Here is a 21,140-nt window from a genome sequence, read left to right on the forward strand (position 1 = left end):
AGGACCCACCTTCCGAGCTCCAGGCCCTGATCGACGCGGTCACCACCGGACACGGCATTGACCTCTACAGCCGGATTTAACGAACTACCGGTAACAGACCCTGCAAGAGGCCCAGTTGGTGCCGTTGTGGGCACAAGGTGATCAATTCCCAAGGGTGCCCGCGGAGGGTGTGGGGTGGGCGGCACCCGAAGCCACCGCGAGACGGTCAGGCGGCGGGCTGCCGACCCTGGTTGTCGAGGTGGCAGCGGGCGGTCAGGCGCCAGGGTCGACTTCGGGGTGCGTGAACCGCACGGGCTTGCCCAGCGACCGGGCGTAGGCGATTTCGGCTCGGGTGCTGTCTCCAATGTAGTCGCCGACTACAAGCACCTCATCGGCGAGCCGGATCTTCGCCCGGTGCAGATCGTCGAGTCGAACCTTCAGCGCCTCGGCCTCGACAGGATCGGACCAGAGTTCGTGCGGCGACTTCATGTCACAGCCGGGTTTGACGACAATCTTTCCGGCTTTGCTCTCCCGCAGATCGGCCTCGTTCATCTCGGTCATGAAGCGGGTGGAGCCGCACATCACGACGATACGCGGGAGGCTCAACAGCTTCTTCGCGTCGGCGAGCTTCTCCTCGGGGGTGAGCAGGTGCGGGTATGACACTGGTTCCTCCTGGTGGTGTGGTTCGAGGGGTGCCTGCGGGAACGAGAAGGACCGCGCCGCAGTCGACGCCGCCCTCACCCTGCCGCACCACAACGGTGGCACCGAAGGTGTGAACAACCAAACCAAGCTGATGTCGAGTAGCCGAGGGCATTGCAGCCCTCGGCCCTCATAGGACTCCGTTAGGTCTGTCTCGATCTTGGTCTTGGGTGTGACCCGCTGGGCAGGGGTTGGTGGCAGGTGGTGCAGATGCCGGTCCAGCACCTCAGGACGTCCTGGAGGGTGTCGAGGACCTGGTAGAGGGTGAGGCCGGCCCGGGGACTTTTGGGGCCAGGCGCTGTTCGGTGAGGAAGGCGTGGGCGGCGGTCACGAGGGTGACGTGGTGGTGCCAGCCCGGCCATGAGCGGCCTTCGAAGTGGTCCAGGCCCAGGCCGTGCTTGAGTTCGCGGTAGTCGTGCTCGATGCGCCAGCGGACCTTGGCCAGACGGACCAGGTCGGCGATGGGGGTGTCGGCCGGCAGGTTGGACAGCCAGTAATCGGTCGGCGCCTCGGCGTCGGCCGGCCATTCGACCAGCAGCCAGCAGTCGGGCAGGATCCCGTCCCACCAGCCCTGTCCGGCCGAGGCCGCGGCTTTGATCGGGCGCTCGACAGCTTTGCCGGCCGGGCGCACGCGCACGGCGGCGAAGCGGGAGCGTAACTCCCCTCGCGTACCGTGTCGCCAGGTGAGCGGGGTGAATGCCTCTGGCCCGAGGGCGGCGGCCAGGGCTGCCACGGACGGTGCGGTTTGCCGGTAGCGGGGCTGGGGCCAGCAGCCGACCGGCCCCTTGCGGGCCGGGGCCACAGGCTTCGTGTCGAAGGAGTGGGCGCTCACGTCCGAGCGGACGGCCAAGACGTAGGCGAGTCCGCGCTCGGACAGGGCGGTCCGCAGGTGTGCGTTGGTGCCGTAGGCGGCGTCGGCCACCACGACCGGCGGCCTCATGCCCCAGCCGGCGAGCGTGTCGAGCATGTCCAGGGCCAGGCGCCACTTCTCGCGGTGCGTGACGCCCGCAGGGATCCGGGCGAGGCCCCGGCGAACGGTGTCCGACGCCCACTCCTCGGGCAGGAACAGGCGCCATTGCAGCGGGCAGGAGGCGGTGTCGGTGGCAGCATGGAGGCTGACCGCGACCTGGCAGTTGGCCCTCTTTCCCAGGGCCCCGCAGTACTGCGGGGCCACCCCGGCCGACATCCGGCCGTCCTTGGGCACCGACACATCGTCGATCACCCAAGCCGTCGGACCGATCAACGGCAGCATCCGTTCGACGATCCGCCGTTGCACCGGCACCGGATCCCACGTGGACTGGTTCACGAACTGCTGCAGGTTCTGCTCGTTGCCGTCCGGTAATCGCGAGGCCATGGCCTGGATGGACTTGCGGCGGCCGTCCAGCATCAGTCCGCGCAGATAGCAGTCGCCCTTGGCCCGCTGGTCCTTCCGAGGCACCGAGGCGAACACATCCGCCACGAACAACGCCAACTTCGCCCGAACACGATTCACTTCATGTGCATCCACCCAACCCAACATGCTCCCGAACAGGCCCAACAGGAAGACCTAACGGAGTCCTACTCACAGAACCGCACGTAACGATCTCTCGTTATACGGCTCTTGCTGCCCTGATCACCAGACGACGGGAAACCGTGGATACCCAGACCCAGTGGGCAAAGAACCTGGGCCGCTGGATGACGGTCCGGTTCCATGCTTCCTGTGCCTTCTTTCGGCCCCGCAGCCGCTTGTCCTTCTTGCGAATCCAGCGCATCAGGTAGGCATTGATGCGCCCCAGGAAGGGATGCAACGCCGACCGGTAGAAGACGCCGTAATACTGCATCCAACCCCGCACGACCGGATTGATCAGCCGGGCGAGGTCCGTTTCGGAGACCTCGGTATGCAGGTGTAATCGCCAGGACTTCACCCGTCTACTGATTTTGTTCAGGGCGTCGTTGCTGATCACGGCCCGCGACCAGTCCCGCTGGTTCCTCGCCCGCAGCCTGTCCAGCAGCAGCTGGTGCAGCTGGTCCCACACGCCGGCCCCGTTCCAGGCCGCAAGGCGGCGCCAGCAGGTCATACCCGAGCCGAAGCCCAGCTCCTGAGGCAGGTACTCCCACTGGATGCCGGTGTGCAACACCAACAGGATGCCGCACAGGGCCTGCCGATCGGGCACTCGTGGCCGTCCCTCGACCTGCTTCGGCGGCGGCTCCGGCAGCAACGGCTCGATGAGCGACCACAGTTCGTCCGACACGATCCATGGCCGCGACTGACGCTCCCCCATGCTCACACCAACGAGCGATCAAGCCGACAGTCACATGATCACACCGCTTTTGTTGGAGGCAGTTACAGTCCCACACCCATCGGTGGTCCAGGACTTGGGCAGGTACATGAACTCGCGGCGGCAGGCGCCCATGCTGTCATCGACAGCCTTGAGGACATCGGCCGTGTGCTGGAATGCGTGAACTACCTTAACTCTTGGTGTAGTTGAGTGGAGTTGGACTCACGGGCAGGTTCAAGAGGGAGGCATGGGGTGGCGGTGTTCGAGGCCCTGGAGCTGACAGACCCGCGGCGGGTGGGGCGCTACCGGATCGTGGCGCGGCTCGGCGCCGGTGGCATGGGGCAGGTGTATCTGGCGCGCTCGCCCGGTGGGCGGCCGGTCGCGGTGAAGACGGTGCGCCCCGATCTGGCCCGGGAGGGTGACTTCCGGCGCCGTTTCGCCCGTGAGGTGGCCGCGGCCCGGCGGGTCAACGGGTCCTTCACCGCCGGGGTGGTCGACGCCGACCCGGACGGCTCCCCTCCCTGGCTGGCCACCGTCTACGTGCCCGGCGTCTCCCTGGGGGAGGCCATCGCCGGGCAGGGGCCGTGGCCGGCCCGGCCGGTGCTGGCGCTGGGCGCCGGGCTGGCCGAGGCGCTGGAGGCCATCCACGCGGTCGGTATCGTCCACCGCGACCTGAAACCCTCCAACGTACTCCTCGCCGCCGACGGCCCGAGAGTGATCGACTTCGGCATCTCGGTGGCGAGCGAGGCCAGCGCGCTGACCCACACCGGCATGACGATCGGCACCCCCGGCTTCATGTCCCCCGAGCAGCTCACCGGCCACCCGGTCGGACCGGCCAGCGACGTCTTCGCCCTCGGCACCGTGCTGGCCTACACCGCCACCGGTGTCGGCCCGTTCGGCACCGGCACCCCCCACGCCCTGCACTACCGCGCCGTCCACGAACCTCCCGACCTCGCCCCCCTGCCGCCCGAGCTGCGCGAGATCGTGGCCGCCTGCCTGGCCAAAGACCCCGACCGGCGCCCCACCATCGCCCATCTGCTCGACCGGCTGACCCCCGCAGACGGCCCGGAGGACGGGGGCGGGGAGACGGCCGCCACCTTGCTGCTCAGCGAACCCGGCTGGATGCCCGACCAGGTCGCCCGGCTCGTCCAGGCACACACCACCACCTCCCTGCCCCGGACCCCACCCACACCGCCCGGTACGACACCGACACCGTCCACCCCGCCGCCCGCGATACCCGGACCCGACCCCGCTCCCCCGGCGGCCATCCCGTCCGCAGCACCCCCACCCCCGCCGGCCCAGCCACCCCGCACCGCGGAACAACACCACCCCATCCCCCCAACCCCACCGCGCCCCACCCCCGCCAGTACCCTCCCGACCGCAGGACAGCTGGACCTCGTACCCCTGCTGCACGAACCTTCCCCCAACCCCCGGGGCCCGATATCCCGGCGCGCCCTGCTCGGCCTGGCAGGCATCCTCACCGCCGGAGCCGGCCTCACCTCCTGGAAGATCCTCGCCGACAACGGCCCCGAACCACCTTGGAAGTTCCCCACCGGCGACGCCGTGTACTCGTCGCCAGCCGTGGCCGACGACGTGGTCTACGTCGTCGGCAACGACGACAAGCTGTACGCAGTGGACACGGCAACCGGTAAGGAACGCTGGATCTTTGCCACCAACGGCGTCGTGGACTTGTCCCCAGCCGTGGCCGACGGCGTGGTCTACGTCGTCGGCAGCACCGACGGCAACCTGTACGCGGTGGACGCCACAAGCGGTAAGGAACGCTGGACCTTTGCCACCAGCCGCACCATATATGTATCCCCAACCGTGGCCGACGGGGTGGTCTACGTCGTCGGCATCAGCAGCGACAATGCCGGTGAGCTGTACGCGGTGGACGCCACAACCGGCAAGGAACGCTGGACCTTTGCCGCCGTCCTCTATGCGTCCCCGGCCGCGACCGACGGCGTGGTCTACATCGCCAACGGCTACGACGACCTGTACGCGGTGGACGCCACAACCGGTAGGAAACGCTGGACCTTTGCCATCGGCGGCGTCGTGGACTCTTCCCCGGCCGTGGCCGACGGGGTGGTCTACGTCGGCAGCAGCGGCAACGCCGGTGGGCTGTATGCGGTGGATGCCACAACTGGTAGGAAACGCTGGACCTTTGCCGCCAACGTGTACTCGTCCCCGGCCGTGGCCGACGGCGTGGTCTACTTCAGCAGCAGCAGCGGCAACGACGGCAAGCTGTATGCGGTGGACACCGCAACCGGTAAGAAACGCTGGACCTTTGACCTGGGCGCCGTCACGTATGACGCCAGCGCCGCGACCTCGTCCCCAGCCGTGGCCGACGGCGTGGTCTACGTCGGCAGCAAGGACGGCAACCTGTATGCGGTGGATGCCGCAACCGGTAAGAAACGCTGGGCCTTTGCCACCAGCGGCCGCGTGTACTCGTCCCCAGCCGTGGCCGACGGGGTGGTCTATTTCGGCAGCACCGACGGCAACCTGTACGCGGTGCGGACGTGACAGCAGACGCCACGGCACGGATTCCATGCGGCGGCCTGTCCGCACGCCAGGACCGGCCACAGACCGATTGATGGTGAGCTTGACTCTGTCGGGGATCTTGGTGGCTGCGGGTGTCAGCTGGCCGCTCGCCAGGAGCGCAGGCGTGGGACGCCGTGCTGGTCGAGATAGTCCTGGAAGGCTGTCGGCGGCCGCGGGGGTGCTGGTCCATCCCAAGACTGTCGACTGAGGCGTTCGATGTTGACGGCGAGGGCGGTGAGGACGTGCTGCAGGTGGGCTTTGGCCTGCCCGCGGGAGCGGCAGCGGCGCATGCCGTGGCCGTGGCCGTGGGCGAACTCGCAGATGGTGCCCTCGATGCCCGACCGGACCGCGTAGCGCTTGTGCCAATCCGGTTCTTGCTGCTCGGCGCGGTTGCGTAGTTGGAGTTCGAGCAGCTCGCGTGGGGGGAAGCCCACGGTGCGCGCGGAATCGCGGGAGGTGGTGCACTTCGCTCGGACCGGGCAGGGCTGGCACTGGCTCTTGGTGAAGGCCACGATTAGCGGGGCGGCGGTCGGCGAGGAGGTCGGGTAGGGGCCGTGCCGGCCGGCGCTGGTCTGGCCCTGCGGGCAGGTGACCTCCCGGCGGTCGAAGTCGATGCGGAAGTCGTCGCGGGCGAAGCCCTCGCCCCGGCGGTGCTGGCGGGTGGAGTTGGCCGGCAGCGGTCCGACGAGGGTGATCCGGTGTTCGCGCTCGGCCTGTTCCAGGTGAGGCAGGGAGGTGTAGCCGCCGTCGACCAGGTGCTGATCGGGCCGCAGGCCCCGGTGTGCCAGCCGGTTATGGATGCTGGGCAGAACCTCCGTGTCGGCGCTGGTGGCCGGCATGGTGGCCACATCCGTGATCACGTTCGGGCCGTCGCCGGAGCAGGTCTCGGTCACATGCGCGAGGAATCCAGTCCAGCGGGTGACCTGCCCGCGGCGTGCGTAGCGGGCCGCCGGGTCGTAGCGCGAGACGATCCGGCTGGCCGAGGGCGGCAGGCCGCTGTCGTCATCGTCGCGCCAGCGCAGGCGGGCCGCAGGGTCCCAGTAGTAGTTCTGCACCAGGACCTGCCGTAAAACCTGGGCCTGGGGCCGCCGAGCAGGCCGGGATGGTTCCGGCTCAGGTGTTCGAGCAGGCGGCGGGCATCTTCTCCCGTGGTGTTCATCCGGGTCTTGGGCCGGGCGGGGTTCTTGCCCAGGCGCACCGGCCGGCCATAGCGGCGGCCCCAGCCCTCATCGACCAGGCCGTCCAGCGCGTGGTCGGCTGCGCGGGCCAGTTCCTCGAGGGCCGCACGCATGGCCTCGGTGAGCAACTCGAGGCGGGTCAGGTCGCGCACGGCGGCCAGGATGTGGGTGGAGTCGGTGCGCTGGGTGGTGCGCTCGCGGACAAGTCCGGCCTCCTTCAACCGGGCCAACGCGAGATCAAGCAGGCGGTCAGCACGGCCTTCCAGCAGCAGGCGGTCCCGGAAGTCGGACAGCACGCTGTGGTGGAAGCCGGGGTCGTCGAGATCGAGGCCGAGCGCGTACTTGAAGTCGATGCGGCAGCGCACGCCTCAGCGGCATCACGGTCGGAAAGGCCCGACAAGAACTGCAGCACGCTGACGGTGGCCAGCTGCGCGGGCGAGAGCGCCGGACGCCCGTCGCGCGGGCACCAGTCGGCGAAGTCCTCGTCCCGCCACAGGCCGTCGAGGCGGTCACGCACCCACATCGCCGTCGTACCGCCCGGATTACTCGCCCGCGCGATCTGCGCAGTCAAAGCCGGCTCGCGCCACTGCCGATCAGCCGACGGTGAAGTCCACCGCCTTGGTGTCCCGGGTGGTGGTCCTCGGCCGGGGCAAGGACAGCAACATGCCAGGTGCCGTGCAAGGTCGACGGCACTCGCGGCGACATACAGGGCGATACGACGGGACACGGTCGTCCAACAACGCCGTGCGCCAAGCCAACCTCCCACTGGTGCCGTAGTCCGTGTCGCCCGACCTGGGGCTGGTCGGGCGGTGCCCCTGTCGGAAGCGGATCCAGAACGTTACCGGGACAGCAGAAGCATCCCGAACGTGCAGAACAACAACGTTGCGGCGGTGAGCGCGAATGCCAGCCACTTCTGCCGGCGGCGGCGTGCGGCGATGTGGCCGGTGATCTGCACGGGGGTCATTGCGGTTACGCCGTCGCGGTGCCCTTCACGGGCGGTCAGCGCAAGCGTCCTTCCGACTGCAGTGGCGCCCCCGATGACCAGAACGTCGGTGTCGGGCCGGACGACATCCTCAGTGACGGTGAAGCTTAGGGTGTTCGACATGCGCTTGATTGCGGCGTTGTCGACCCGGCCGGTGTCGCGCAGGCTCGCCAGGTGCGGGCCGGGGGTCAGGGGGTGCCTGCCCGGGGGCCGCGGCGTGCACTCCTCGATGATGCGTTCGACCAGGTCGTGTTCCCGGCCCGGAACCAGGCTGCGGGCGCACAGTCCCGGGTCCAGCGCGACCGAGGTGGCGTCCGCGACCGCGACCGCCACCAGATCGGGGTCGCAGCGGTCCTCGTAGACAACCTTGTGGCGGATACCGCTGTTCGATCCTTCCTCGTCGTCGCGGGTAACGCGAACCCGGTACCAGACGCATGCGGAGCCCGACAGCGGAGCAGCCAACGTCCCGGCCGGACCCGCCGTGGTACGACCGGCGATGGTTACCGGGCCGCGTGTGCCCTGCAGCAGATCCGGTTCAACCGGCTGCGACCTGTGTGGGACGGTGTCCCACAACTGCACGAGCCAGTCCCGCATCTGCGCCTCGGCGCCACGCCTTCTCATCAGCCAGAGCAGGCCACCTCCGCTCATCGCAGCGAAAGACACCAGACACAGTCCGGCCGCAAAGCGTTCCTGCGGGCTGCCTGCCACCGCAGCGGACACGACCCCCTTCAGCGCGTCGAGCGCCAGGATGTCCACCAGTTCACTCTATCGGCGTGGAGAGCGGCCACGTGCCGCATCGGCCAGACACTGCTGCCAAGCACGTACGCCACGTCATCACCACAATCTGAGCTTGGCTCTGTCGGGGACGAAGAGGGTTGGTCGTGTCTTATCTCGCCGCGCTGATGACGTAGTCGATCGCGGTGGCGATGTCCTCGGCGACATGGGTGGGCTGATAGGAGTCCTGGGCCCATGGCTGCCCGTTCGACACCCAGATGCTTCGAAGCCCGAGCGCGATGGCGCCGGCGATGTCGGCATGCGGGGAATCACCGATGACCCAGGCGCCGGTGAGGGGCACTCCGACGGTATCCGCGGCAGCGTGGAAGATCTCCGGTTCGGGCTTCTTGCGGCCGGCCTCCTCGGAGATCACCCAGCCCTGGACGAGCTGGTCGAGTCCGGTACGGCGGATCTTGGCTTCCTGCTGGGCTGTGCGGCCGTTGGTGACGATCACGCAGGTCCAGCCGTCTGCCTGGGCCTTGTCCAGGGCTGCGCGGGAGGAGTCGGTCAGCACAACGCGATCGGCGGCGCCACGGTCAAGCAGGGCATGGATGGCCGTGGCGGGCACGTTGTTCCGGTATCGGTCGGTCATGGCCGCGGCGACCTTGTGGCGGGCGGTATAGCCGCTGGCGTCGACAGTCATCACCCACGTCAGGTCCGTGTCGGGCAGGCGGTGCTCTGTGAGGAATGCGGTGACGGCGTCGTGGAAGGCTGCGTCGCGGTCGACCAGGGTGTTGTCGAGGTCCAGCATCAGCAACGGCATGATTGGCAGTAGATCACGGGCGGTGATCTCGGGCAGGTGGGTTTCCCGTCCAGGGTCGGCGTGGTCGGCGAGGTAGATCAGGGTGGTCTGCGGGGCCATGCCGAAGGCGGCTCCGACGAGCTTGGGGTCCTTGGTGTTCACCAGGTCGAGGAGGCGGGTGCTGCGGATCGTCCGGGGCAGGTGTCCGCAGTGGTCAAGAGCGTGGGAGAGATGGGCAGTTGAGGCCGGGCGTCGCCCGGCCTTCGTTCCTTTGGCAACCATGACGTGCGGGTTGGCCGTCGGCCATGCCGCGCGGTGGGCCAGGCAAGCGTTGCAGCACGGTCCAGGAGGCGGGGTCCAGCGAGACGAGGCGGGGGCGTTTGCCGAGCCGGACCGTCTGGGCCGCCGGGTCGATGTCGGTGATCTGCAACAGACGGATCCTCGTCGCCACCTGAGACAAACAGACCTCGGGCAGAGCGGCCGACTTGAACGAGTGCGTGAGTGGCTTGAGGTTCGGGTGGTTGGCTGCCGGTAAATCCCTGGTGCGGCCAACAGGTCTCTTCCGTGGCGGAAATAGCGGACCTTCTACTGGCTTTTTCCTTTGTCTGGGCACGTGGGTGCCGCGGCACGGGGTGAGAGTGGCGGCTACGGCGAACCGCATCATGGAGCGGTTCGGTCTCCGGTGAAGTGATGTGCGATGACGGGGACGACAGACCGGCGGGGCGAGGAGAGGTGCCGGGGCGGTGAGCTATGGGGTCACCGTCTCCGCACAGCGGCCCGCGACCACCCGGTGACGGAGAACTCGCGCGGCACATGGCGGCCCGCCTGGGCGAGCCCGCGGTAGGGGCCGCCGAGAGCGGGTCGTCGTGCAGGATCTCCTACGTGCGTACCGTCAGCCCGGGCTCGACCGCGGCCTTGGCAAAGTCGCCCAGGCCGCGCTGCACGGACTCGCTTCCGGCCCGCCGCAGCGGCTGCTCGGGACGGTTGACGAAGGCGGTCCGGCGATGGCAGAAGTCCGCCAGATGGTGGACGCAGGCCGCCGCGAGTTCGGCGTTGTCCCAGCCGAAGGCCGCCGCGGTCTCCACCACACTTCCCATGGAGTCCAGCTGCATACCGGTACGGTGGTTGCCAGCCGGCGGGAAGATCAGGCCGAGGGTCTGGTGCGGCCGTGGCCAGGGCCCGTGCGCTCGCGTACTGGCGGTAGCCCAGCTCGTCGATGACCCGCTTGATCTTACGTGGTCCTCAGCGGCCCTTCCATCGAGATCGCGGAGAGGCCTCGCGTCTGTCGCAGCGAGACCTGCTTCGGCGGAACGTCCGAGGACGCTCGCCACCGCCGTAGGTACGATCTACTACATAATCACCGCACAACTCTCACACCCCTGGTCCGGCACGGAGTGCACGAGGTGAGGATGCGCGACATCACCTTCCGCGGCGTCGGTGAGCTGCCTGATCCCGGGGGTGAGGCGGAGACGCTGCTGGATGCCCTGGGCCGAGTGGTGGCCTGGGGACCTGGCGCCCAGGCGATGCTCGGCCACCCGGGCCGCGAGGTTCTCGGCCGTCGCGCGGACATGCTCCTCCATGACCCGGCGGCCGTGGCGGACGTCCTCCGGCGCTGGGACGAGGGTCTTCGCCGTGGGGTGCTGGTGCTGCGGCGGCGTGACGGCGAGCCGGTCGAGGCCGAGGTCTGCGTACGCCCCCTCACCTCGGTGACCGGTGAGCGCCAGTGGCTCGTGCAGGCGGTGCGCACGGAGGTGTTCCGGACGTACGAGTTCGGGCGGGCTCTGCTGAAGTCGCTGTTCACCGAGACCCCCTTCCACATCGACCTCTTCGACACGGACTTCCGGTTCGTCGCCCAGAACCTCACGGAGCGGCGCGCCGGGGTGTTCCGGGACACCTCGTACACCGGGCACACGATGCGTGAGATGGCCCCGCCCGGCCTGATGGACTTCGATGCCCTGGAGGCCCGGCAGCGGCAGGTGCTGGAGACCGGCGAGGCCCTCATCGGCACCGAGGTCGTCGGGCATGCCGTGCCCGGTTCGCCGCGCGAGTACGTGTGGTCGGAGTCTCTTTTGCCGCTCAAGGATCCGTCCGGGACGGTGATCGCGCTGGCCCATGTGGTCTCCGACGTGACCCAGCGGGTCCGCTCGCGCGAACGGCTGGTCCTGGCGAACGAGGCCGGCACCCGGATCGGCACCACCCTCGACCTCTGGCAGACGGCCCGGGAACTCGCCGAGGTCGCGGTGCCGCGGCTGGCCGACACGTGCCACGTCGACCTGCTGGACTCCGTCTTCTCCGACGAGGAGCTCACCAACGACGGGCAGCCGCGCGTTCGGCTGCTCCGCCGGGCCGCCCGCGTCGGGGCAGCCGACGAGCCGGGACCGGGCGGGGCCGGGACGGTGCCGGTGGGTGACCTCGACGCGGCGGCGACGGCGCCCGGCTCCCTGTTCCTCGACGCCCTGGCGAAAGGCGAGTCCGTCCTCCTCATGGACGAGCAGCTGAGCTCCTGTCCGGACGTCGTGATGTACGACCCGCCTGCGGAAGGCGGCCCGGCCGTCCACTCCTGGCTTCTCGTCCCCATGCTCGCCCGGGGTGTCGCCCTCGGCACCGCCGTCTTCATGCGCTCTCGCAATCCACGCCGGTTCGAAGCCGACGACGTGCTGCTGGCCGAGCAGATCGTGACCCGCACGGCGGTGTGCGTCGACAACGCCAGCCGCTACCACCGGGAGCGAACGACGGCCCGCACCCTCCGGCACAGCCTGCTCCCCCAGCGGCTGCCGTCGCCGTCCACCGTGCGGACGGCGTCCCGCTATCTGCCGGCCAGCGAGCACACCGGGCTGGGCGGGGACTGGTTCGATGTGATCCCCCTGTCCGGCGCGCGGGTGGCGCTCGTGGTGGGCGACGTGGTCGGACACGATCTACAGGCCGCCGTGACCATGGGCCGCCTGCGCGGCGCCGCACGCACCCTCGCGGATCTCGATCTCTCCCCCGTCGAGCTCCTCACCCATCTGGACGACCAGATGAACCGTTTTCTCGACGAGCGCGGTGACGAAGGGTCCCTGGTGACGGGAGCGACCTGCCTGTACGCGGTCTACGACCCGGTGTCGCGCCGCTGCCGGCTGGCGCGCGCCGGACATCCGCCACCGGCGGTCGTGTCTGCGAACGGCTCAGCCGTCTTCGTCGACCTGCCCGGCGGCCCACCGCTGGGCCTCGGCGGTGTCGTGTTCGAGGAGCACGAGATCACCCTGGGCGACGGGGACCTCCTGGTCCTCTGCACCGACGGACTGCTCGAGTCGCGCACCCAGGACCTGGACACCGGCCTGCGCCGCATGCACGACATCCTCTCCAACAGCCCCGCGTCGGCCACACCGGAGGAAGTGTGCGACACCCTGATCCGTGACCTGCTCCCGCCGGACCACCGCGATGACGTGGCGCTCCTGGTGGCACGGACGACCGGCTTGCCCCCGGACTCCCATGTCACCTGGGAGATCGACAAGCAGGACAGGATGGTCGGGCACGCGAGGGACCTGGCGGCACGGCAGATGGCCCTGTGGGGTCTGGAGGAGCAGTCCTTCACCACCGAGCTGATCATCAGCGAGCTGGTGACGAACGCGATGCGCTACGGCGGCGAGCCGATCACGCTACGACTGATCCGGGACCAGAGCCTGATCTGCGAGGTGTCGGACGGCAGCAGCACCTCACCCCATGTGCGACGCGCCCAGGACACGGACGAGGGCGGCCGCGGCCTCTATCTCATCGCCCAGCTCACCCAGAACTGGGGGACGCGGTACGGCGAACGGGGCAAGACCATCTGGGCCGAGCAGCCACTGCCCGATTGACCGTCCGGCGGAAACAAACGGCCGGATAGAGGGCCTCTTGAGCGGGCGGCTACGGCCCGCTCGACGCGGTCGCGGGTCTCGGGGCTGACCACCGGACACTTGGTGCCGATGTTCGACACGGTCTGCTGGGTCACTCCGGCGCGGAGCGCGACATTCTTGATCGTGACCGCAGACGCCCTCATATCGTGTGGATGAATGCCCTTGTCGGAGTCAGGACCGCAAGGCGCCGGCGGCGTACGCCGGCATCGTCGGCCAGAGGGTGCCCAGGCCGGGTGGGGGGCTACCTCAGCCCGTGAGCCCGTCCATCGCACCGGAGCGGACCTCGCCGGGTGTGTGGCCGAAGTGGTCGCGGAAGACCCGCGTGAAGTGGGCCTGGCTGGCGAAGCCCCAGTGGTGGGCGATCGCGGCGATGGTGAGGTGGCGGGAGACCGGGTCGGTGAGCTGCTCGCGTGCCCTGGCCAGGCGCCGGTCGAGGATATGGCGGGCGGGGGTGACACCGCTGTGCTGGAAAATACGGCTGAGGTGCCGGGGGGAGACGCCGAGCGCCTCCGCGACCCGCTCCGCGCTCAGGCCGGGGTCGGACAGGTGCCGGTCGATGTGGTCCCGGGCCATGGCCAGCCGGGAGGGCAGCGCGGGACGGCCGGGATCGTCGCCGAGGCGCGGGGCCGCCAGGGTGCGGACCAGGTCGAGCACCGTCGCCTCCGTCCGCACGGGAGCCCCGCTCCCACGCCCGGCGGCCCAGTCGGCCAGCACCGACTCCAGCGCGCGTGCCGCCCCGCCCCGTCCGAACAGCAGGGGCGCGGAGATGTCCCCGGAGACGCACCGCTCGGCGAAGGTCTCGCGGGGGATGTCCACCAGCAGCTGGCGCATGCTGGTCGGGAAGCCGAACAGGTACGAGCGGCGCGTGTCGTAGAGGACCAGGTCGCCGGCCCGGACGGTGAGGCAGCCGCCCTCGTGGAAGAAGACCGCCTGGCCGGCGGTGAGCAGGCTGACGAAGACCGAGTCCTTCGGGAGGTCCTCGCAGGTGCGCCGGGTGCGTTGGATGACGTGCTCATTACCGGTGATCTCGGCGAGCCTCAGACCACCCAGCCGGTAGTTCGTCTGGGTGGCCAACAGGCCGTCCTGCGAGTACGACGAGCAGGTCAGGCCCACCAGGGCCTGCCCGTTGTACTCCTCCCAGAAGGCGATCCGCTCGACGGGGTCGACGGACCGCGTCGACACCCGGGAGACGACGTGGGAGACGCGGGGTACGGTCACCAGGGGTCTCCTTTCCCGCCGCGCTCGTCAGAGATCCGAGCGTAGCCGGGCGGCACCCCGACGGCGAAGAGGTGTCAGCGGAAGAGGGAGTTGACGTAGTCCGCCCCGATGCCGACCTTTTCGTAGTGCGTGCGGCACATCTCGATGTAGTCGTGGACGTCGAAGTAGCCGTCGGGTTCGCCGTTCTCGTCCAGCCAGATCAGGGGTCCCTTGACGATGAAGAACGCCTTCATCGGCTCGTCGCTGTCGTAGGCGACCAGGGTATGCCCCTCGCCCGGCGCCTCATAGACGAAGTCACCGGCGCTCGCGGTCCAGGGCCGCTCCAGGTAGCCCCACTTCCCGGAGATCGTGTACGCGAACACCTCGTGCGGGTGGTAATGCCGGTTGACCAGTCCCGCTTCCTTGGCGCGCAGGATGTCGGCCCACGAGTTGTCCTTGACGTTGATCCACAGCGGGCGCGAGCCGACGGTCTCGGTGAACGGCACGTAGTACTTGTCGTCGTCGGTCGCCACCTGGGACAGGTAGACCTCGGGCAAGGCGTCCGGCTTGAAGGAGTTCGTGATCGGCTTGAGGTTCTTCCAGAACTCGCCGTCGGCGGCTTCGGGCATGATCGGCTCCCTGTCTGACGCGCATGGGTGGCCGCAAGTGAACCCCGGTGATCAGCGACAGGTCTTTCCCATGGCGGACAGCGGGCCTTGCCTATTCGGGACATGCCGCGTTCAGGGCAGGCCGGTCGCGGCCAGGTGCCGCGAGTAGAGGTCCCGTACGGACGCGCCCAGCTCGGCGGGATCGTACCCGGAGGCCTTTTCGCCGCCGAAGGACGCGTGTCAGCCGGCTCCGGTGGTGGGGCCGTTGACCTTGACCATGGCGCTGTCGAAGCGGGGGACAGCCGGAGCGCGTGGCCTCAAATCGCCGGTGTAGAGGCCGGTGACCAGGCTGTATCGGGTGGCTTTCAGGAGCTCGACCGCAGCGTGCGGGTCGGGAGTGTGCTGGATGGACAGGACAGGGCCGAAGACCTCCTCCTGGTTGAGCGGCGCGTCCGGACCCAGTCCGGTCACGACGGACGGTGTGATCAGCCAGCCCGGATCGCCGCTCTCCCTGCCGGTGAGCACCTGCCCACCGGCCTTGCGCGCCCGGTCCAGGGTCTCGGCCAAGGCCTCGCGCGCCTGCCGGAAGATGACCGGGCCGACGGCGGTGCGCGGGTCGTCTGAACCCCGACCGCCAGACAGCGGACGGCCGCGGCGAGGGCGTCGGTAAACCGGTCCTCGTCCTCGACCACGATCACCCGGCCGGTAGCGGTGCACTTCTGCTCGGCGTATCCCATGGTGGAGGCGGCGATCGTCGCCGCGGTCCGTTCGACGTGGGCGTCGGGCAGCCCCACGGCGGCGCTGAGCCCGCCCATCTCGGCCTGGACCGGCAAGCCCTCGGCCACGGCATCGGCGACGACGGTCCGGCCGTTGGCGGTGGAACCGGTGAAGGAGACCACGTCCGCCGCGTGCACGACGGCCGCTCCAACCCCGGGCCATGCCGGGAAGGACCGTGCGCAGGCCGTCGGACAGGTGCTTCGCGACGATCTCCGCGAGGCGCGTCGCGGTCGCGGCCGCGGCCGGTGCCAGCTGCTGAACTGCGGCAGGCCTCCCGCCGCGGATCGCGGACCGGCTGACCGGGATGGACTCCGCGTCCGTGCACACACCCAGGCTCGACCAGCCGCAGATCGCGCGCGGCATGCTGCTGGAACTCGCCACCGCGTGCCGCCGGGGGCGAGCGCAACCGCCTGACGTACGCGACCCGGGCGGAGAAGGCCAGCGTCAGGGGCGTCGACCCGTACCGTCTCGTGCACACCTGGCGCCGCTGGTACTTCGTCGCCCGGGATGTGGCGCGGGGCCAGTGGCGGACGTAGACCTGGTGACGCAGGTCCGGCCAACCGGGCGCGCGGCGGAACTGCTCCCCTCCCGATCCCGGCTCTCTTTGTCTCGCGAGGCATCGCCAGCGGGCGCGTACCCGCTGTGCGTGACGATCCGCCGGCTGTCGAGCCGGTGAGTGAGGTATTCATCCGGGCCGAGCGGGGCCTGTTCGACGTGGAGGCGCTGATTGCCCAGCCTCTCGCACACCATGATGGGGACGATCAACTCGTCGGCGAGCTTCTCCACGGCCGGGGTGCACGAGCCGAGTTCCCGCATCTTGGTGCGGAACGTCTCCACCTCGGCGATGGCACGTTCGGTGATGGCCGTGGTCTTGATGCTGCCACCTCAGGTGGGTTGAGGTACGCGGTGCGGACGTTGACGAGCTGGGCGTGGGCCTCGCGCAGCGAGTCGACCTGCTTCTGCACGATGCTGATGACCATCGATGTAGGGCTCGTCGACAGCCTCAATCGCCACGAAGGGCAGCCGCTTCGCCGGCAGTCCCGAGAAAGGGAGGGACCGGATCTCCCGGCCGAGGAAGCGGAAGTCCTCCGGACCGCCCGTGTCGCACAGCGGACCGAAGAGGGGCAGCTCGCGTGGTCGACCGTGCAGCCGGGGATGCAGGTCACGGTCACTCTTTCTCCGGTGACGGCGCTGGGGAAGGTGAACGTGCGCCGGACAGCGGACACTCGCGCAGCCGACTCACTGCCGGACGGGGCTGGGCGGACGGACTGGAGCCGGGCGGCCTGATCAGTGCTCCCGAGATGCTGGGTGGGCTGTGGCCTCACCCCGGTGGAGAACCACCAGCCGGGACCCTTTCCTTGGTGATACGGGTGATACGCGCCCTGCCGAACGAGGGCGAGAGTACTGTCCCGTTCGAGGGATCAAGGCCCGAGATAGGGCCACATTGCCGTAACTGGTGCGTAGAATGCGCGGTTTCGGCCGGCGAGGTGACTCGGGCAGTTCCCGCCTGCCCCCGGCGGTGGTCTAGATGATCTATTCCAAGGCGCGCTGTGGCCTGGCTGTCGTGGACGTTCGCCGCGTAGACGCCGATCGACAGAGGCAGACCACGGCAGTCCACGATGAGGTGGAATGACGTCGCCGGAGCGGAGTGTCCTGTGGAGCAGGTCCACGGCGGATTCCTGATCGGGGAGATGGACAGGCTTCGCGTCGGCGCTGGTGACCCCGTCCAGCATCCATCCGGCCTCTTCCCCTCCCACCAGAATGATCTGGTCCAGGCCCAGACCGGCGGCGTACCGGCCGAGTTCCTCATGCGCCGTGCGCTCGTCTTCGCCTTGGTGCTGGGGGAAGCGGCGTGGGCCAGAACGAGACATAGCCTGCGCCACCAGCACAAAGTGCCGACACCTGGCACAGAACGGCGGGCTGGCGAGAACCGCATGAGCCGACGTGAATGCTTAGGTTGTTCTCCTGCTGGAGGAGCTGGAGTGCAGGCGGGCTGCGATCAGCAGCGTGTTGAGCTGGGAGGTGACGAGAGTGCAGTCGGCGCGGGCGGCGGCGTCGCAGCCCGACCCCCACGCCGCCCGATCCCTCAACCGGTCAACGGCACCGACGCCCGCCTCGCCAACGTCGCCGTCACCTGCGCCCGCCACCACCTCGACTCGGCGGTCTTTCCCGCATCAACAGCCACCCACCCGTCTACCGCCCCGCTCCACCAGCGGGCCCGGCTTTCAGGTTGCCAAGATCGTCACGCGGTCGAGCCGGACCGCCGTCGGTGACACGGCAATGCCGCTGACCACGTCCTTGGAGGGGTCGTCCGCTACCTCGCCGAAGATCGTGTACTGCCCGTTCAAATGGGGCGCCGAAGCAAGGGTGATGAAGAACTGCGAGCCGGTGCTGTCCCTGCCGAGATTCGCCATGGCAAGTTGGAAAGGCCGCTCGAATCCCCGGTCCGGATGGATTTCGTCGGGTATCCGGTATCCGGCGCTGCCGTGCCCGGTGCCGAGCCGGTCGCCGCCTTGGACGACAAACCCGGGCACTCGGCGGTGGAAGACCGTGCCGTCGTAGAAACCCCCCTCCCCGGTGGCTCCCGTCAAAGGGTCGCTCCAGGTACGGCTCCCGGTCGCCAGGCCCACGAAGTTGTCCGCAGTGTAGGGAGTCTCATCGGGGCGCAGGGTGAGGTGGATGTCGCCACGTTCGGTGTGCAGGACTGCGGCCAGGGATCGGTAGGTCCTCAAGGAGGAGGAGAAGGGTCGACGGGCGGGTGTCTGGCGGACTCGTACCGGGGAGTCGCGCAGCGGGTCGCTCAGGGGGTCGAACGCGTTCCGGTCGCTGCGGTCGCCGCATCCGACCGTACCGGGCGTGCTGGTGTGCAGGCCCATCGCGTTCCATCCCGACGAATCCACGGGAATCTCGGCCGGGGAGGCCGGGTGTGCCCCGAGCCATACCGGATGGCCCTCCACCGAGTCGAGGCGGTGTGCCTGCCACAGCTCCCGGACTTCGGCCGAGGCATGGGTCAGCAGCGTGTCGAGATCGGTCGCCGCCTGGGCGTCCAGCACCACACGCGTGGTCGTCGTGTCGTGGTACTTGTCGAAGAGCGAGCCGTTGTTGTGCTCCAAGGTGAAGCACTGATCGACGAAGACCCGGTCGGGCAGCTCGTGCTGGACGTAGCGCCGCATCATGGCAGCCACCGGAGCCCACGCCTCTCCGCCGAACTCCACGCCCGGACCGGCGAACGCCTCGGTGGCGAGCCGCAGCGCCAGACCGTGGCCCCTCTCGCGGCGCAGCCGCTGCCATGTGACGCGGCTGTCGCCCTGGTTGATCTCCGTGATGAAGTCGGCCAGTTCCCGCGGATAGTGCTGGGTCCTGGCTCGTTCATAGTGCCCGAGCTCGTTGCCGATCACGTTGTCCAGGTGTCCTGCCAGTTCTGCACACAGGTGGGGCAGCCAGCGGAACAGCCGTGATCTGGCCGTGCGGTCGCCCGCCGCGGTCAGCCACTCCAGGAGGTAGAAGTCCGCGGCAAGCGAGGACGGGTCGACGGAGTCGACGAACCACCGCGGACTGTGGGCGGAAAGTTCCGCGGCGATCAGCGTCAGGGCTTCGTCGCGGTCGATGTCGCCGTCGAGGTGGCGGGGCCAGTGCCGTTCGGCCACGGAGTACAGCCGCGCGTAGCGCCACTTGGCGCCGAGCACGTCGGCGCAGGGGCGGTGCGCGGGGTCCAGCGCGCGGACCAGATGACCTGCGGTCATCTCCACGAGGATCTTGGTGAGGATGACGCGTAGCCGACGCTGGTAGGGAGCGCTGCCGGGCAGGCGACGGACCAGCTCGGTGGACAGGTGGCCCTCGGGGATGGCCCCCGATTTCAGCTGTGCCCAGCCCAGCATGGTCAGGACGGCGTCCGCGAGCGTCGATCCGCGAAAGCGGCGGCAGTCGACGTAGATGCCCGTGACCTTGCCGGCGTCGATCAGGAAGCCCGTGGCGGGCGGGGCCGGGGCGAGCGGCACGAGGTGGAGGTCCAGCGTCCGCTCGGTCTCGGCCGTGCCCAGCGCCGCGCAGAGGGGAGCCAGGTAACGCTCGGGCGCCAGGAAGTCGTTGATCTCCGCGGCCGCCTGCTTGCGGATCTCCTCGAACGCGGGGAGCGCCTCGGCGAGGGTCGGGGCCGCCGCGGTCAGCGCGGTGGTGAGGAGTTCCGTGCCGGGGCGAAGGCGGTCGTCGTCGACGAAGGCGATGAGGTCCTCCGGCCGGCGGGCGGCGGCCAGGAACGCGGGGAGGCCGGAGCCGACGACCCTCGCCCATGACCGCAGTCCGTCACGGAACAGGTCCGTCTGCGGGGTGACCGGTCTGGGCAGGAAGTTGGGCTCCCAGGAACCGGTGCGCCCGATCAGCTCGCGCTGCAGCGCGAGGGCGAGGTCGAGGGTGGTGCTGCGTTTCTGACGGAACTTCACATCGCTCTCCACTGTCCGCCCTGCTCTGTGAGCAGCCCCGCTTCCCGCAACTCGGTGGTGATGCGCCGGCACCGCTTCTCGGTCAGCGCTGCGAACGCCGGCGCCTCCTTCGACAGACTCAGCGCATGCTCCGTGACGGTCTGGGCGGAAAGCCCGTGGCTCAGGCCCCAGACCAGCGCCACGTCGGGCGTCAGGCGGAAGTGCCGGCCGGCGGGCTCGACCAGTGTCACCGTGTCGTCGTAGGCGCGCGGGAAGAACGTCGGGGACCTCCGCAGCGGACCACTCCCCGCCGGCCAGGCCGGCCAGTGGGAGACCTCGACGCCCTGCCAGCCGAGGGTGGCTGTGGCGATCAGACAGGTCTGCGCGAACGACGTCAGCGCGGTCAAGCCGGCCTGCGGGTCGACGGCCAGGGGGTCGTCCCGCAGAAGCCGTTGGAACTCTGCGAAGGGAAAACCGTCGGGGCCGCTGCGAGCGAGCTGCCGCCACACCCATTTCTCGCCGAAGTAGAGGTCCCCACCCGCTGCGGCCAGCGCCTTGCCCGCGCAGACCAGACCGCGCCGGCCGGCGAGCGCGGCCGCGTCGAGGTCGTTCGGGTCGTCCGAACGCTGGAGTCCGAGACAGTCCTCGGCCGCGAAGAACGCGGCGAGTATCCAGGCGTTCATGACCAGCCGGGACAGCCGCAGAGGGTGTTCGTCGAGCCGTTTGCGCAGCGCGGCCAGCGCGCCCGAGTCGGTCGCTATGTCACCCGTGAACAATCGGACTGTCAGCGCGATCTCACGGTCCGACAGTGTCCGGCCCGCATGGTCCGAGCGCAGGTCCGTGCCGAGGACCCGGTCGACGAGCGACTCCAGGGTGTCCAGCCGGACATGCTGTACGTCGACACGGATGGTGTCGGCGAACATCTGCTGCCGTTTCTCCTCCGCCGGGGAGCCGACCAGATAGACGTCGATGTCGCTGGTGGCGCTGCCCAGTCCGACCACCGAACTCCCGGCGACGAACGCGGCGGGAGCCTCCGTGGACGCGGCCAGGCGGGACGCGATGCTCCTGCCCAGGCGCACTCTGTCGCGTGCCGATGCCGCTGCTGTCATGCGCTC

At 69.3% G+C, this 21,140-nt stretch carries 16 protein-coding genes and 3 pseudogenes; 4 read left to right on the plus strand and 15 right to left on the minus strand.

Going from position 1 to position 21,140, the window contains the following annotated elements; all coding sequences use genetic code 11:
• Positions 1-252: 252 nt before the first annotated feature.
• From ACIRF9_RS48690 to ACIRF9_RS48705, 4 genes and pseudogenes are all read right to left on the minus strand, one after another.
• Positions 253-642: a hypothetical protein gene (locus ACIRF9_RS48690; protein WP_403836701.1), complete on the minus strand. Its 390-nt coding sequence runs from the start codon at positions 640-642 to the stop codon at positions 253-255.
• A gap of 262 nt (positions 643-904) precedes the next feature.
• Positions 905-2,185, minus strand: coding sequence for an IS701 family transposase (locus ACIRF9_RS48695; RefSeq protein WP_403836703.1), 1,281 nt, complete (start codon positions 2,183-2,185; stop codon positions 905-907).
• Positions 2,186-2,267: 82 nt separating this feature from the next.
• A complete protein-coding gene (locus tag ACIRF9_RS48700; RefSeq protein WP_403836768.1) occupies positions 2,268-2,621 on the minus strand; it encodes a group II intron maturase-specific domain-containing protein in 354 nt (117 codons plus the stop codon).
• Positions 2,622-2,647: 26 nt separating this feature from the next.
• Positions 2,648-2,939, minus strand: a pseudogene (locus ACIRF9_RS48705) (transposase); the annotation flags it as partial.
• A gap of 249 nt (positions 2,940-3,188) precedes the next feature.
• Here ACIRF9_RS48705 and ACIRF9_RS48710 point away from each other — a divergent pair.
• The gene (locus ACIRF9_RS48710; protein ID WP_403836705.1) at positions 3,189-5,456 is read left to right on the plus strand and encodes a PQQ-binding-like beta-propeller repeat protein; all 2,268 of its coding nucleotides are present in this window, start codon (positions 3,189-3,191) and stop codon (positions 5,454-5,456) included.
• Between the two features lie 113 nt (positions 5,457-5,569).
• Here the strand turns inward: ACIRF9_RS48710 and ACIRF9_RS48715 are convergent, their stop codons facing one another.
• From ACIRF9_RS48715 to ACIRF9_RS48735, 5 genes and pseudogenes are all read right to left on the minus strand, one after another.
• Positions 5,570-6,367 carry a transposase gene (locus tag ACIRF9_RS48715; protein WP_403836707.1) on the minus strand — a complete coding sequence of 266 codons (798 nt, stop codon included), beginning with the start codon at positions 6,365-6,367 and terminating at the stop codon, positions 5,570-5,572.
• Positions 6,364-7,017: a transposase gene (locus tag ACIRF9_RS48720; protein WP_403836709.1), complete on the minus strand. Its 654-nt coding sequence runs from the start codon at positions 7,015-7,017 to the stop codon at positions 6,364-6,366. Before ACIRF9_RS48720 ends, ACIRF9_RS48715 begins: the two co-directional genes overlap by 4 nt.
• A gap of 473 nt (positions 7,018-7,490) precedes the next feature.
• On the minus strand, positions 7,491-8,390 hold the full coding sequence (locus ACIRF9_RS48725; protein ID WP_403836711.1) for a hypothetical protein: 900 nt from the start codon (positions 8,388-8,390) through the stop codon (positions 7,491-7,493).
• A 130-nt stretch (positions 8,391-8,520) separates the two neighbouring features.
• Entirely contained in the window at positions 8,521-9,432 is a 912-nt protein-coding gene (locus tag ACIRF9_RS48730) for an HAD family hydrolase (RefSeq protein WP_403836713.1), read from the minus strand.
• 469 nt (positions 9,433-9,901) lie between these two features.
• Positions 9,902-10,380: pseudogene (locus tag ACIRF9_RS48735) on the minus strand (LacI family transcriptional regulator); the annotation flags it as partial.
• 179 nt (positions 10,381-10,559) lie between these two features.
• On the opposite strand from ACIRF9_RS48735, the gene ACIRF9_RS48740 reads away from it, so the two are divergent.
• A complete protein-coding gene (locus ACIRF9_RS48740; protein WP_403836715.1) occupies positions 10,560-12,986 on the plus strand; it encodes a SpoIIE family protein phosphatase in 2,427 nt (808 codons plus the stop codon).
• Here the strand turns inward: ACIRF9_RS48740 and ACIRF9_RS48745 are convergent.
• The 4 genes and pseudogenes from ACIRF9_RS48745 to ACIRF9_RS48760 all read right to left on the minus strand — a co-directional run bounded on the left by ACIRF9_RS48745 (position 12,896) and on the right by ACIRF9_RS48760 (position 15,936).
• Positions 12,896-13,168, minus strand: coding sequence for a LacI family DNA-binding transcriptional regulator (locus tag ACIRF9_RS48745; protein ID WP_403836717.1), 273 nt, complete (start codon positions 13,166-13,168; stop codon positions 12,896-12,898). The genes ACIRF9_RS48740 and ACIRF9_RS48745 overlap by 91 nt on opposite strands.
• 103 nt (positions 13,169-13,271) lie before the next feature.
• On the minus strand, positions 13,272-14,243 hold the full coding sequence (locus ACIRF9_RS48750; protein WP_403836719.1) for a helix-turn-helix domain-containing protein: 972 nt from the start codon (positions 14,241-14,243) through the stop codon (positions 13,272-13,274).
• 74 nt (positions 14,244-14,317) lie between these two features.
• On the minus strand, positions 14,318-14,851 hold the full coding sequence (locus ACIRF9_RS48755) for a 2,4'-dihydroxyacetophenone dioxygenase family protein (protein ID WP_403836721.1): 534 nt from the start codon (positions 14,849-14,851) through the stop codon (positions 14,318-14,320).
• 219 nt (positions 14,852-15,070) lie between these two features.
• Positions 15,071-15,936, minus strand: a pseudogene (locus ACIRF9_RS48760) (aldehyde dehydrogenase family protein).
• An 81-nt stretch (positions 15,937-16,017) separates the two neighbouring features.
• On the opposite strand from ACIRF9_RS48760, the gene ACIRF9_RS48765 reads away from it, so the two are divergent.
• Both ACIRF9_RS48765 and ACIRF9_RS48770 read left to right on the plus strand, forming a co-directional pair.
• Positions 16,018-16,143 carry a WYL domain-containing protein gene (locus ACIRF9_RS48765; RefSeq protein WP_403836770.1) on the plus strand — a complete coding sequence of 42 codons (126 nt, stop codon included), beginning with the start codon at positions 16,018-16,020 and terminating at the stop codon, positions 16,141-16,143.
• A gap of 136 nt (positions 16,144-16,279) precedes the next feature.
• Positions 16,280-16,894, plus strand: coding sequence for a hypothetical protein (locus tag ACIRF9_RS48770; RefSeq protein WP_403836723.1), 615 nt, complete (start codon positions 16,280-16,282; stop codon positions 16,892-16,894).
• A 938-nt stretch (positions 16,895-17,832) separates the two neighbouring features.
• On the opposite strand, the gene ACIRF9_RS48775 is transcribed toward ACIRF9_RS48770, so the two are convergent.
• Both ACIRF9_RS48775 and ACIRF9_RS48780 read right to left on the minus strand, forming a co-directional pair.
• Positions 17,833-20,046 carry a peptidylprolyl isomerase gene (locus tag ACIRF9_RS48775; protein ID WP_403836724.1) on the minus strand — a complete coding sequence of 738 codons (2,214 nt, stop codon included), beginning with the start codon at positions 20,044-20,046 and terminating at the stop codon, positions 17,833-17,835.
• Positions 20,043-21,134, minus strand: coding sequence for a hypothetical protein (locus ACIRF9_RS48780; protein WP_403836726.1), 1,092 nt, complete (start codon positions 21,132-21,134; stop codon positions 20,043-20,045). Before ACIRF9_RS48780 ends, ACIRF9_RS48775 begins: the two co-directional genes overlap by 4 nt.
• Positions 21,135-21,140 lie beyond the last annotated feature (6 nt).

The organism is Streptomyces sp. NPDC096132, from assembly GCF_044763345.1.
GTDB lineage: Bacteria > Actinomycetota > Actinomycetes > Streptomycetales > Streptomycetaceae > Streptomyces.

Bases quoted from the DNA above. Each gene is read 5' to 3' on its own strand.
- ACIRF9_RS48730 (WP_403836713.1), bottom strand. From the start codon at position 9,432: ATGGTTGCCAAAGGAACGAAGGCCGGGCGACGCCCGGCCTCAACTGCC.
- ACIRF9_RS48740 (WP_403836715.1), top strand. From the start codon at position 10,560: ATGCGCGACATCACCTTCCGCGGCGTCGGTGAGCTGCCTGATCCCGGG.
- ACIRF9_RS48745 (WP_403836717.1), bottom strand. From the start codon at position 13,168: ATGAGGGCGTCTGCGGTCACGATCAAGAATGTCGCGCTCCGCGCCGGA.
- ACIRF9_RS48755 (WP_403836721.1), bottom strand. From the start codon at position 14,851: ATGCCCGAAGCCGCCGACGGCGAGTTCTGGAAGAACCTCAAGCCGATC.
- ACIRF9_RS48780 (WP_403836726.1), bottom strand. From the start codon at position 21,134: ATGACAGCAGCGGCATCGGCACGCGACAGAGTGCGCCTGGGCAGGAGC.